This is a genomic window from Micromonospora inaquosa, from assembly GCF_003857055.1.
In the GTDB taxonomy this organism is placed as follows: domain Bacteria; phylum Actinomycetota; class Actinomycetes; order Mycobacteriales; family Micromonosporaceae; genus Micromonospora; species Micromonospora inaquosa.
Map to the genome: position 1 here is coordinate 21,527 of NZ_QGSZ01000312.1, position 12,151 is coordinate 33,677.

The window sequence follows — 12,151 nt, forward strand, 5'->3', positions numbered from 1 at the left end:
GGGACCTTGAGGAGTACCCCAACCATGGCCGTCGTGACCATGCGTCAGCTGCTGGAGAGCGGTGTCCACTTCGGGCACCAGACCCGGCGCTGGAACCCGAAGATGAAGCGCTTCATCATGACCGAGCGCAACGGCATCTACATCATCGACCTGCGCCAGACCCTCGAGTACATCGAGAAGGCGTACGAGTTCGTGCGTGGGACCGTCGCCGAGGGTGGCAGCATCCTGTTCGTCGGCACCAAGAAGCAGGCCCAGGAGGCGATTGCCGAGCAGGCGACCCGGGTCGGCCAGCCGTACGTCAACCACCGCTGGCTCGGTGGCATGCTGACCAACTTCCAGACGGTGTACAAGCGGCTCCAGCGGATGAAGGAGCTGGAGGCCCTGGGTGACCTCAGCGGCACCGCCGCCGGTTACACCAAGAAGGAGACCCTGCAGCTCTCCCGCGAGAAGATCAAGCTGACCCGCACCCTCGGTGGCCTGCGGGACATGCAGAAGCTTCCCGCCGCGGTGTGGATCGTCGACACCAAGAAGGAGCACATCGCCGTCGACGAGGCCCGCAAGCTGGGCATCCCGGTGATCGCGGTGCTGGACACCAACTGCGACCCGGACGAGGTCGACTTCCCGATCCCGGGTAACGACGACGCGATCCGCTCGGCCGAGCTGCTGACCAAGGTCGTCGCCGCCGCCGTCGCGGATGGTCTGATCGCCCGTTCCGGCCGTCGCCGGGGCAACGACGAGAAGCCCGAGGGTGTGGCGAGCGACGAGCCGCTGACCGAGTGGGAGCGCGAGCTGCTCGAGCCGAAGAAGGCCGACGAGGCCGCCCCGGCCGAGCAGCCCGCCGCTGCCGCCGCCGAGCAGCCCGCCAGCCCGGAGCAGGCCGTCACCGAGCAGCCGGCGGCCGCCACCGCGGAGTGACCGCACCGTCGCTGTCCCGCCGTCCGTTTTCGCGAACGGCGGGCAGCGACGGTACGCCGGGCACGATCCGCCCGGATCCGGGTAACCGGCACCTCTGACCATCCACACGCCGTCTCAACACCGAAGAGAGAGCCATGTCCCAAATCACCGCCGCGGACGTCAAGAAGCTCCGCGACCTCACCGGCGCCGGCATGATGGACAGCAAGAAGGCGCTGACCGAGGCCGAGGGCGACTTCGACAAGGCCGTCGAGATCCTGCGCGTCAAGGGCGCCAAGGACGTCGGCAAGCGGGCCGGCCGTACGGCCGCGAACGGCCTGGTCGCCCACTCCGGCAAGTCGCTGCTCGAGCTGAACTGCGAGACCGACTTCGTCGCCAAGACCGACTCGTTCATCGCGCTGGCCCAGCAGCTGGTCGAGCACGGTGACCGCTCCGGCGTGAACACCGCCGAGGAGCTGCTCGCCACCGAGCTCGACGGCAAGGTCGTCGCGGACCTGATCCAGGAGCAGTCCGCCAAGATCGGCGAGAAGCTGGTGCTCAACCGGTTCGCCCGGGTCGAGGGCACCATCGCCATCTACCTGCACCGCAAGGCCCAGGACCTGCCGCCGGCCGTCGGCGTGCTGGTGTCGTACACCGGCAAGAGCGACGAGGCCGGCGACGCCGACGCCCGTGGTGTGGCGATGCAGATCGCCGCGATGCGGCCGAAGTACCTCACCCGGGACGAGGTTCCGGCTGAGGTCGTCGAGTCCGAGCGGCGCATCGCCGAGCAGACCGCCCGCGAGGAGAACAAGCCCGAGGCGGCCCTGCCGAAGATCATCGAGGGTCGGGTGAACTCCTTCTTCAAGGACTTCGTCCTGATCGAGCAGGCGTCGGTGGCCGACAACAAGAAGTCGGTGAAGCAGCTGCTGGCCGAGGCCGGCATCGAGGTCACCCGCTTCGTGCGGTTCGAGGTCGGCCAGGCCTGAGCCGCCAGCGGGCGCCACACGCGCCCGTGAGCAGAAGACGTCAACGAGGAGGCCGCCGGTGTACGTGACAGGCACCGCGGCCTCCTCGTCACATAGGGTCGGCAGCGGCAGGTTCGCGGTACGCGCCGCACGGGGCGTGCGCGTGGGGAAGGGCGGGGCGGATGACGCAGGTTGTGAGTGACCGGACGCTGGAGCTGGACGATCCGACGGCACCGCCGCCGGGGCGCGCCCGCCGGGTGGTGCTGAAGCTCTCCGGTGAGGTCTTCGGTGGCGGCGCGATCGGCGTCGACCCGGACGTCGTCCAGGCCATCGCCCGGCAGATCGCCACCGTGGTCCGCCGCGGCGTGCAGGTCTCCGTGGTGGTCGGCGGCGGCAACTTCTTCCGCGGCGCGGAGCTGCAGAAGCGTGGGATGGACCGGGCCCGCGCCGACTACATGGGCATGCTCGGCACCGTGATGAACTGCCTCGCTCTTCAGGACTTCCTGGAGAAGGAGGGCATCGAGACCCGGGTGCAGAGTGCCATCACGATGGCGCAGGTGGCCGAGCCGTACATCCCGCTGCGGGCCATCCGGCACCTGGAGAAGGGCCGCGTGGTCATCTTCGGCGCCGGCGCCGGGATGCCGTACTTCTCCACCGACACGGTGGCCGCCCAGCGGGCGCTGGAGATCCGGGCCGACGTGGTGCTGATGAGCAAGAACGGCGTGGACGGCGTCTACACCGCCGACCCGCGGATCGACCCCACCGCCAGCAAGCTCGACTCGATCACCTTCTCCGAGGTGCTGCGCCGCAACCTGCGGGTGGCCGACGCGGCGGCGTTCAGCCTCTGCATGGAGAACGGCCTGCCGATGCTGGTCTTCGGCGCGCAGGGTGACGACACCATCATCCGCGCGGTGGGTGGCGACAAGATCGGCACCCTGATCACCGCCTGAGTCCCGCCGATGGCGACGACAGCAGCGGTCTGACGACTTTCAGCAGAGCCCACGACGAGCACAGAAGGAGGCGAGGAGACCGGTGATCGACGACACCCTCCTCGAGGCCGAGGAGAAGATGGAGCGTGCGGTTGAGCACGCCAAGGAGGAGTTCGGCGCCATCCGTACCGGTCGCGCCAACGCCGCCATGTTCTCGAAGGTCATCATCGACTACTACGGCACGCCCACGCCGCTGACGCAGATGGCGTCCATCGCGGTTCCCGAGCCGCGGATGGCCATCATCAAGCCGTACGACAACTCGCAGCTCAACGCCATGGAAAAGGCGATCCGCGACTCGGACCTCGGGGTGAACCCGAACAACGAGGGCACCCAGCTGCGCATCCTGCTCCCGCAGATGACCGAGGAACGCCGCCGCGAGATGATCAAGGTGGCTCGGCACAAGGGCGAGGAGGCCAAGGTGGCGATCCGCAACGTCCGCCGCCGTGCCAAGGAGGAGCTGGACCGGATCGTCAAGGACGGCGAGGCCGGCGAGGACGAGGGCCGTCGCGCCGAGAAGGAACTCGACGACCTGACCCAGCGCTACGTGGCCAGCATCGACGACCTGGTGAAGCACAAGGAAACCGAGCTGCTCGAGGTGTGAGCCATGCTTCGAGGCCCGTTCCCGACGCCGGGAACGGGCCTCGTACTGTAGGTCAGCGGGTCAGCAGGGGATCCAGACGGTCCTGGTGCTCTCGGCGAACTGCTCGCCGGTGTCCCAGTCACGCAGTGCGAAGCGGGCGGTGGCCCGGCCGGGGTGCAGCGCCGGAGCGATCCGGGCGAACGCCATGGTGAGTTCGACAGTGCCGCCGTCGCAGACGATCTCGCCGGCGCCGCGTCCCCCGGTGGCCCAGAGGGTCGGCAGGTCGTCCTGCACCAGCGAGGCGGACATGAGGACGATGCCGGCCGGGCAGTTCCGGGCGGTGGCGGCGACCGACGTTGCCGGGTACGTCACGCCCGGCTCACCGGCGGGCGGCTCGAACGGGAACAGCTCGCTGGCGTGGCGGTCGATGGTGATGCTGGTCCGTGCCGTGGTGGCGGCGGCCGGTGACGCTGCTGCCAGGACCATGGTGGTCACCGTCAGCGCCGCGAGACCGAACTTGTACATGTGAGTGTCCTTCCCCCGTTCGGACGCGCTGGCCGGTGCCGGCGCGTCCGACCAGCGGACCACGCCGGGAGTGTCGGCTCAGTACTCGATCGAGCACGTGACGAGTCGGATCGACGGCTGCGGATCGCCGGCGCTCTGTCGTACCGAATGGGTGTGCGTCGCTGGCCGGTGGCCTGGCGGCGAGGGGTGAGGTCCGTCGGCGTGCCTCGTCCGCCGTGCCGGTCCGGTGTGTGCAGTAGGCTCGGCAGGATTCCCGGCCACCGGGTGGTGAACACCGGGGATCGACCGACCGTCGGGGCGGTCAATCGGAGGAACATCGCACGTGTAGGGGATGCTTGTGGTCTTGCGTCATGTGGTGGATCTCGTGCCGCGTCGCGGTGCGTGATGTCCCACCCCGACCCCTACGGCAGCGAGCCCCGCGGCTGGGACCGACCGGAGCGCCAGGTGGCGCTGCCCTGGCCGGACCAGGAGTTGGAGGCCGGTCAGTGGAGCCGCCGTCCGGCCGCCGGCCCTGAGCTGTACGCCGACCCGCACGCCCGGCCGTACGCCGACCCGCACCCGGCGGACCCGTACGACGAGCGTGGCCGCCCGGTCCGCCCGGACGACCGCTTCGACGACCGCGACCGGCACGGCCGCTTCGACGACCGCGACCGGCACGGCCGCTTCGACGACCGCGACCGGCACGTGGACGACCGCAACCAGCCCGACCGGTACGACGACCGGGTTCGTGGCGACCGGTACCCGGACCGACCTGCCGCCGCTGGCGACGGGCCGCCCCGTTACGACGGCCCGGACCGTGGGCGTTTCGACGCGCCGAGCCACCTCGACGGCCCTCCCGCCCGTTTCGACGACCCGGGTTACCCGACCGAGCAGCTCGAGCCCGTCCGGGCCGAGGTGGTGCCGGACGAGGCTCCGGCGACCGGTCGACGACCGAAGGGGCGACGGCGGGCCAGCCTCGACCGGCCGGCCACCCAGCAGGCGGGCGCCGGACGGGCCGGGCGCAACCTTCCCGCGGCGATCGGGGTCGGGCTCGGCCTCGGTGCGCTGATCGTGGTGCCGCTGCTGGTCTACCCGTTGGCGTTCCTGCCGGTGATCGCCGCCGCGGTCGCCATCGGCAGTTGGGAGATGGCCCGGGCGGTCCGACGCAGCGGCGCGCACCCGCCGCTGGTGCCGCTGATCGCCGGCGGTGTGCTGACCGTGGGGCTGGCCTGGTTCGCTGGGCCGGACGCGCTCAGCCTGGGGCTGCTGGTCACGGTGCTGGGCACCATGATCTGGCGGTTGGGTGACGGGCCGGCCGGGTTCCAGCGGGATCTCACCGCGGCCACCCTGATCGCTGTCTACGTGCCGTTCCTCGCCGGATTCGCGGCGTTGCTGGCGGCTGCCCCCGAGGATGGGTACCTGCGCATCCTGGCCACCCTGATCGGGGTGGTCCTCTCCGACACCGGTGGGTACGCGGCCGGGGTCTCCTTCGGCAAGCACCCGATGGCACCGTCGATCAGCCCGAAGAAGTCCTGGGAGGGCTTCGCCGGCTCGGTCACCGCGGCGGCCCTGGGCAGCGCGTTGCTGCTGTGGCTGATGTTCGAGGTGGCCCCCTGGTGGGGTGCGCTGTTCGGGGTGGCCGTCTCCTGCGCGGCGGTCCTCGGCGACCTGGCCGAGTCGATGATCAAGCGGGATCTCGGCGTGAAGGACATGAGCAACCTGCTGCCCGGCCACGGTGGTCTGATGGACCGACTGGACTCGATCCTGTTCGCGGTGCCGACGGCCTACCTGCTGTTGGCGGTCCTCGTGCCGGTGGTGAGCTGAGGCATGAATCACGGCTACCCGGTCATCCGGCTCCGACGGTCGCGCCTCGTGCGGCACCTCCGGACCGGCACCCGCCGCCGGTGGCGTGACACACTGGAGCAGCCATGACGAGTCTGCCCTTGATCCCCGCCATCTCGGTCGCCCCCGCCGCGCGCCGGGCCTCCATGCCCCCTCAGCACCTCGCTGACCTGGACCTGGCCGGCCGCCAGGCGTTGGTTTCCGGATTGGGGGAGCCGGCCTTCCGCGCCAAGCAGATCTCCAACCACTACTTCGGGCGGTTGGTCCGCGACCCGCAGGAGATGACCGACCTGCCCGCGGCGACCCGCGAACGGCTGGCCGACCAGTTGCTGCCGACGCTGCTCACCCCGGTACGCGAGTTGGCCTGCGACGACGGCGCGACCCGCAAGGCGCTCTGGCGGCTGCACGACGGTGCGCTGGTGGAGAGCGTGCTGATGGGCTACCCGGACCGGGTGACCGTCTGCATCTCCAGCCAGGCGGGGTGCGGCATGGCCTGTCCGTTCTGCGCGACCGGCCAGGGCGGGTTGACCCGTAACCTGTCGACGGCGGAGATCGTCGACCAGGCGGTGTACATGGCCGGGGTGGCCGCCTCCGGTGTGGTCGCGGGTTCCCCGCCGAGGCTGTCGCGTGTCGTCTTCATGGGCATGGGCGAGCCGCTGGCCAACTACAACCGGGTGATCGGGGCGATCCGTCGCCTGGTCAGCCCGGCTCCGGAGGGGCTCGGTCTGTCCCAGCGGCACATCACCGTTTCCACGGTTGGCCTGGTTCCGGCCATCCGCCGACTGGCCAGCGAAGACCTCTCAGTGACCCTTGCGCTGTCGTTGCACGCGCCTGATGATGATCTGCGCGACGAACTCGTGCCGGTAAACCAGCGCTGGAAGGTAGCCGAGGTGCTGGACGCAGCGTGGGACTACGCCGCCCGGACGGGCCGCCGCGTGTCGATCGAGTACGCGATGATCAAGGACGTGAACGACCAGCCGTGGCGAGCCGACCTGCTCGGGCGGCTGCTGGCCGGCAAGTTGGCCCACGTGAACCTCATTCCGCTCAATCCGACGCCGGGCAGCCGCTGGGACGCGAGCCCGAAGCCGGTCGAGCGGGAGTTCGTCCGGCGGTTGCGCGAGGCCGGGGTGTCCACCACAGTTCGGGACACCCGGGGTCGCGAGATCGACGGCGCGTGTGGCCAGCTCGCCGCCGCCGAGGACAACGACACCTTCACCGACCGCGCCGGAGAGGCACCGGCGTGACCGGGCGTGGCGAACGAGACCAGGAGACATAGTGGCGAGTCAGGGTCAGCGTTTCCGGCGCAAGGCGCTCCGCCGGGGATACAAGGTCGACGAGGTGGATGCCTTCCTCGACCGGGTCGAGGCGACGCTCGACGGCCGACAGGTCGGCGCCCCGGTGGCCTCCCAGGAGGTTCACGACGTCGTCTTCCGGGTCCGTTTCAACGGCTACGACGAGTGGCAGGTCGACCTGCACCTGGATCGGGTCGAGCGGCAGCTGGCCGAGCTGGAGGAGCGCAACAGCGCCGGGCGCGGTGGCGACCCCCGGATGGGTGACCGGATGGGCCCACAGGACCGGATGGGGCCGCCGATGCCGATGCGTGATGACCGGGGCATGGTTCCGCAGCCGATGCCGCCCCGGCCGATGCCCGCGCAGGCCGGCCCGCCCTACGGTCGCTACGACGAGCCGACCGGTGCCTTCGCCGGTGGGTACGACGCCCCTCGCGGCGGTGGTTACGACGCGCCACGTGGCCCGGCCGGTCCTCCGATGGGTCCGGGTGGCCCGATGGGCCCCGGTCCGATGGGTGGCCACGGCATGCCGCAGCGCGGTCTGCCCGCCGGCCCCAGTGGGTACGGCCCGGACGACCAGCGCTCACCCGGTGGGTACGGCCCGGACGACCAGCGCTCACCCGGTGGGTACGGCCCGGATGATCAGCGTGGCGGTTACGGCCCCGACGACCAGCGGGCGCCCGGCGGGTATCCGCCGCCGCCGGAGGAGCCGCGCTTTGACGGCTTCGAGGCCGGGCGGCACGGTCGCGCCGACATGACCGCCGAGATCCGGATGCCGGAGCGGGACCTGCGCGACATGCGCCGTGGTCCGGCCGGTCCGCCTCCGCTGCCGCAGCAGGGCATGGGTGGTCCGCCGATGGCGGGCCCGCCGATGGCCGGCCCGCCCGCGGTGGCCGGTCCGCCGATGGGTGGTCCGCCCATGGGTGGCCCCCCGATGGCCGGTCCGCCCGGCAGCGACCTGTACCGGGTCGACCAGATCCGCCGTAGCTTCCAGGTGCGTCGGTTCGGCAGCGGGTACGACCCCGACCAGGTGGACCGGTTCTTCGACACGCTGCTCGGTGGCATGCAGCGCCGCAACCCGATGCCGGTCGACCCGAAGGACCTGGACACGCTCCGGTTCGGCCTGGTGCCGGGTGGCTACTTCGAGGCCGAGGTCGACGCCGCGCTCAAGGACGTGCAGGACATTCTCTTCGGGCGCTGATCCCGACGCGTACGGACGAGGGCCCGTCCCCCGGGTGGGGGCGGGCCCTCGGCGTTCTCGGCCGGTCGTCCGGCGGTGGGTCGGGTCAGGAGCGCAGCCCGTTGCGCCGCAGCACGATGTCGCCGATCACGATGATCAGCAGCAGCGCGGCCAGGCCGATCAGCCAGATGTCCTCGACCTTGCCCTCGTGGTTGCCGCAGATCATCGCCAGCAGCGCCAGTGCGGACAGCACGGCGCCGATCTGCCCGGCCTTGCGGTGCCCGGGCTTGTGCTGGTCTGGCGACGTTACCGGCTCGCTTCCTGCCACTGTCGGTCCTTCCCTCGCGATCGGATCTTTGGTTAGTCTGGCACGCCTCGTGCGCGGCGCGGTGGGGTGGGGGTTTCCTGGCCATCGGCCCTGCCCACCTGGGCTGAATGGCACTACCGGCGTCGCGGGGCGGTGGTCAGACTCGCTCCGGTAGCGTTTGGCGTACACCTGATTGTCTGTTTGAGGGGGACTGTGCGGTGCGAGTGACCGGAACCGGGCACGCCAGCATGCGGATCGACACGGCCGCGGGCAGCATCCTGTGCGACCCGTGGGTGAATCCGGCCTACTTCGCGTCGTGGTTCCCGTTTCCGGACAATTCGCTCCTGGACTGGGAGAGTCTGGGTCAGGTCGACTACCTGTACGTCTCCCACCTGCACCGGGACCACTTCGACGCGAAGCACCTGCGGGACTTCGTCTCGAAGGACGCCACCGTCCTGCTCCCCGAATTCCCCACCTCGGAGATGGAGGACGAGTTCCGGGCGCTGGGCTTCACCAAGTTCCTGAAGGCGCCCAACGAGCAGGTGGTGGAGCTGCCCGGCGGCTTGAAGATCATGATTCAGGCGTTGACCAGCCCGACCGACGGGCCGATCGGCGACTCCTCGCTCTGGGTGGAGTACGAGGGGGTGCGGCTGCTCAACCAGAATGACGCCCGCCCCACCGACCTGAGCGTCTTCGCCGAGCTGGGGCACGTGCACGCGCATCTGCTCCAGTTCTCTGGTGCGATCTGGTACCCGATGGTCTACGAGCTGCCGCAGGCGGCGAAGACCGCGTTCGGCAAGCAGAAGCGCGACCGGCAGTTCGACCGGACCTGGCGGTACATCGACGACCTGAAGGCGTCGCACGTCTTCCCGATCGCCGGCCCGCCGTGTTTCCTCGACGACGCCCTGTGGCAGTTCAACGACATCCACGGCGACGAGGGCAACATCTTCCCCGACCAGTCGGTCTTCCTGTCGGAGTACGCCAAGGTCGGCGGCACCAACGGGATCGTGCTGCTGCCGGGCAGCGTCGCCGAGGTCACCACCGAGGGCGCGAGCACCACCCACCCCGTGCCGGTGGACGAGTTCTTCGCGAACAAGGTCGCCCACCTGGAGGAGATGCGGGAGCGCAAGCGCCCGATCATCGAGGCGGAGAAGGCGTCCTGGCGGCACCCCGAGGTGGACGTGCTCGCTGAGATGAAGCGTCGGATCGAGCCGCTGCTCGACGAGTCGATCTACCTGGCCAAGGGGGTCGGCGGTCCGGTCCGTTTCGACCTGGTGGGGTATGACGGCGAGAGCGTCGAGTCGATCGTGGTGGACTTTCCCGGCAAGGAGGTCCGGCCGTACGCGGACGAGAAGGTGCGCTACCGGTTCCGGACCGAGCGGTCGCTGATCGAGCACCTGCTCTTCATCGACGAGGTGGACTGGGTCAACTCGCTCTTCCTGTCCTGCCGGTTCTCGGCGGCCCGGATCGGCCAGTACAACGAGTTCGTCTACGCGTTCTTCAAGTGCCTCTCCGAGGAGCGCCTCCAGTACGCCGAGGGCTGGTACGACGAGCACGAACGCAGCACCGACGCCGAGGACATCACGTTGGGCGACTGGGTGGTGCAGCGCCGCTGCCCGCACCTGAAGGCCGACCTGACCCGCTTCGGGATCGTCGAGGGCGACCAGCTCACCTGCCAGCTGCACGGCTGGCGCTTCGACCTGCCCTCTGGCCGCTGCCTCACCAGCGTCGGCCACAAGGTCCGCGCCCACCGGGTAGACGCGGAAACCCCAGCCCCCGCCGGCGAAGCGGCGATCTGACCCCCCCGGCCTGATCGATCATGAAGTTATTGCCACCGCCGTCGGCGAGTCGTGGCAATAACTTCATGATCAACGCGGGTCTGAGGTGGGGGTGGGGGACGGTTTTTAGCGGGACAGGTCTTTGAGGATGCGGTTGGCGGCGTTGTGGCCGGCTGCGCCGATGACGCTGCCGGCCGGGTGGCAGCCGGCGCTGCCGGCGTACACACCGTCGATGCCGGTGGCGTAGGGCATCCGGTCGGTGAATGAGACGGTGTTGTCGACGTGGTGGATGTGCCCGCCGGTGATGCCGAAGTGTGCCTCGATGCCCGGCGGTGGCAGCGGCACCACGTCGGCGATCAGGTCGGCGGTGCCGGGGGCGTACCTCTCGACGATCCCGATGAGCCGGTCGACGTAGCCGGGCAGCGCCGCGTCCCAGGTGGTGCCGGCCAGCTCGTAGGGGACGGACTGGACGAAGAGCGCCGACGAGTGGTGCCCGGCCGCGTCGGAGAGCGACGGGTCGACTGTGGTGTGCAGGTACCACTCGATGGTGGGCTCCGCCGGCAGTCGCCCAGCCTGCACATCCGCCCACATCGCTCGCAGCGCGGTCATCGGCGAGGTGGCCGCCCCGCCGACCAGCGACGCCGACCCGGGCAGCAGGTGGATGGTCGAGCCGAACGGGCTCGGCGTACCGTCCGGCAGGCAGGAGAACCGCGGCAGCCCGGTGAGCGCCAGGTTGAGCTTGAGGGTGGTGCCGGGCCGGCGGACCGCCGCCATCCGTTCACCGAGCCGCGCCGGGAGCGCGCCGTCGGGCAACAGGTCCATCAGCCGGTACGGGTCACACGCGCCGAGCACCACCCGGGCGGCCACCTCCCGGCCGTCGGCCAGCACCACCCCGCTCGCCGCGCCGCCGTCCACTGTCACCGCGTGTACCGGCGTACCGGTCAGAATCGTCGCTCCGGCGGCGCGCGCGGCCTCGGCGAACGTCCGCGACACCGTGCCCATCCCGCCCTCGGCGATCATCCAGGTGCCGTCGGAGCCGGGCAGTCTGCACATGTTGTGCACGAGGAAGTTGTGCCCGGTTCCGGGGTCGTCCGGGCCGGCGTTGAGCCCGGACAGGCCGTCGGTGACCGCGTACATGCTGACCAGCAGCTCGGAACGGAACTCGAACCGGGCCAGGTAGTCGGCGACGGAGCCCTGCACCAGGTCGACGAAGACCTCACGCAGCGCCGGGCGGACGTACCGCTCGGCGGTCTCCTGCACGTTCAGCGGCTCTGCCAGCCAGGCCGGCGCCAGGTCTTCCCGCAGCGCGGCCAGCTCGGCCTGCATCGCATCGTCGGCCGCCACGTCGGCGGGGGAGAAGAACTCGGCGAGCTGTGCCCGGGTGGCGGCGGTGTCCCTGCCGAAGAGCAGGTACGGCGAGCCGAGGCCGCCCGGGGTGGGGAGGAAGTAGTGCGGGTCGCGGCGCAGCACCGGGATCCGTACGTCGAGCGTGGCGAGCAGTTCCGGGGGCATCAGCCCGAGCAGGTACGAGCCGGTGGAGTGGCGCAGCCCCGGCACCTTCGGGAACGGGTTCTCGGTGCGGGTCGCGCCGCCGATCACGTCGGCGGCCTCCAACACGAGGACGTCCAGGCCGGCGCGGGCCAGCAGGACGGCGGAGACCAGACCGTTGTGCCCGGCACCGACGATCACGACGTCGGCCTGAGCCGGAATCTCACCACTCATGCCGCCGCAGCCTAGTCCGCCCCACCCACCCCGTCCCCGGTGATCAAGAGGTTTGCGTCATTCGACGGCCGTTCGGTGACGCAAACCTCTTGATCACCGGGGAC

11 protein-coding genes are annotated in these 12,151 nt (G+C 70.4%); 8 read left to right on the forward strand and 3 right to left on the reverse strand.

All coding sequences use genetic code 11. The features are described 5' to 3' along the window. The first annotated feature begins 24 nt into the window (after window positions 1–24). The 4 genes from rpsB (at window position 25) to frr (ending at window position 3,446) form a co-directional block, all read left to right on the forward strand. Window positions 25–915 (forward strand): 30S ribosomal protein S2, encoded by an 891-nt coding sequence (gene rpsB, locus DLJ59_RS28475; RefSeq protein WP_124776301.1) that lies wholly within the window; start codon window positions 25–27, stop codon window positions 913–915. Window positions 916–1,049: 134 nt separating this feature from the next. Next, window positions 1,050–1,877: a translation elongation factor Ts gene (gene tsf / locus DLJ59_RS28480; RefSeq protein WP_124776303.1), complete on the forward strand. Its 828-nt coding sequence runs from the start codon at window positions 1,050–1,052 to the stop codon at window positions 1,875–1,877. Window positions 1,878–2,038: 161 nt separating this feature from the next. Continuing rightward, window positions 2,039–2,806 carry a UMP kinase gene (gene pyrH, locus DLJ59_RS28485; protein ID WP_030335195.1) on the forward strand — a complete coding sequence of 256 codons (768 nt, stop codon included), beginning with the start codon at window positions 2,039–2,041 and terminating at the stop codon, window positions 2,804–2,806. Between the two features lie 82 nt (window positions 2,807–2,888). After that, window positions 2,889–3,446, forward strand: coding sequence for a ribosome recycling factor (frr, locus tag DLJ59_RS28490; RefSeq protein ID WP_124776305.1), 558 nt, complete (start codon window positions 2,889–2,891; stop codon window positions 3,444–3,446). A 60-nt stretch (window positions 3,447–3,506) separates the two neighbouring features. Here the strand turns inward: frr and DLJ59_RS28495 are convergent, their stop codons facing one another. Then, window positions 3,507–3,950, reverse strand: a complete 444-nt coding sequence (locus DLJ59_RS28495) for a hypothetical protein (RefSeq protein WP_124776307.1) — start codon at window positions 3,948–3,950, stop codon at window positions 3,507–3,509. A 384-nt stretch (window positions 3,951–4,334) separates the two neighbouring features. Here DLJ59_RS28495 and DLJ59_RS28500 point away from each other — a divergent pair, with 384 nt between their 5' ends. From DLJ59_RS28500 to DLJ59_RS28510, 3 genes are all read left to right on the forward strand, one after another. Then, the gene (locus tag DLJ59_RS28500; RefSeq protein WP_124776309.1) at window positions 4,335–5,753 is read left to right on the forward strand and encodes a phosphatidate cytidylyltransferase; all 1,419 of its coding nucleotides are present in this window, start codon (window positions 4,335–4,337) and stop codon (window positions 5,751–5,753) included. Between the two features lie 104 nt (window positions 5,754–5,857). Next, entirely contained in the window at window positions 5,858–7,015 is a 1,158-nt protein-coding gene (gene rlmN / locus DLJ59_RS28505; protein WP_124776311.1) for a dual-specificity RNA methyltransferase RlmN, read from the forward strand. A 31-nt stretch (window positions 7,016–7,046) separates the two neighbouring features. Beyond that, entirely contained in the window at window positions 7,047–8,261 is a 1,215-nt protein-coding gene (locus DLJ59_RS28510) for a DivIVA domain-containing protein (RefSeq protein WP_124776313.1), read from the forward strand. An 85-nt stretch (window positions 8,262–8,346) separates the two neighbouring features. On the opposite strand, the gene DLJ59_RS28515 is transcribed toward DLJ59_RS28510, so the two are convergent. Further along, a complete protein-coding gene (locus DLJ59_RS28515) occupies window positions 8,347–8,568 on the reverse strand; it encodes a DUF2631 domain-containing protein (RefSeq protein WP_124776315.1) in 222 nt (73 codons plus the stop codon). Window positions 8,569–8,765: 197 nt separating this feature from the next. On the opposite strand from DLJ59_RS28515, the gene DLJ59_RS28520 reads away from it, so the two are divergent. Then, window positions 8,766–10,346 (forward strand): Rieske 2Fe-2S domain-containing protein, encoded by a 1,581-nt coding sequence (locus tag DLJ59_RS28520; protein ID WP_124776317.1) that lies wholly within the window; start codon window positions 8,766–8,768, stop codon window positions 10,344–10,346. Window positions 10,347–10,451: 105 nt separating this feature from the next. On the opposite strand, the gene DLJ59_RS28525 is transcribed toward DLJ59_RS28520, so the two are convergent. Then, window positions 10,452–12,047, reverse strand: coding sequence for a phytoene desaturase family protein (locus tag DLJ59_RS28525; protein WP_124776319.1), 1,596 nt, complete (start codon window positions 12,045–12,047; stop codon window positions 10,452–10,454). Window positions 12,048–12,151: the final 104 nt, after the last annotated feature.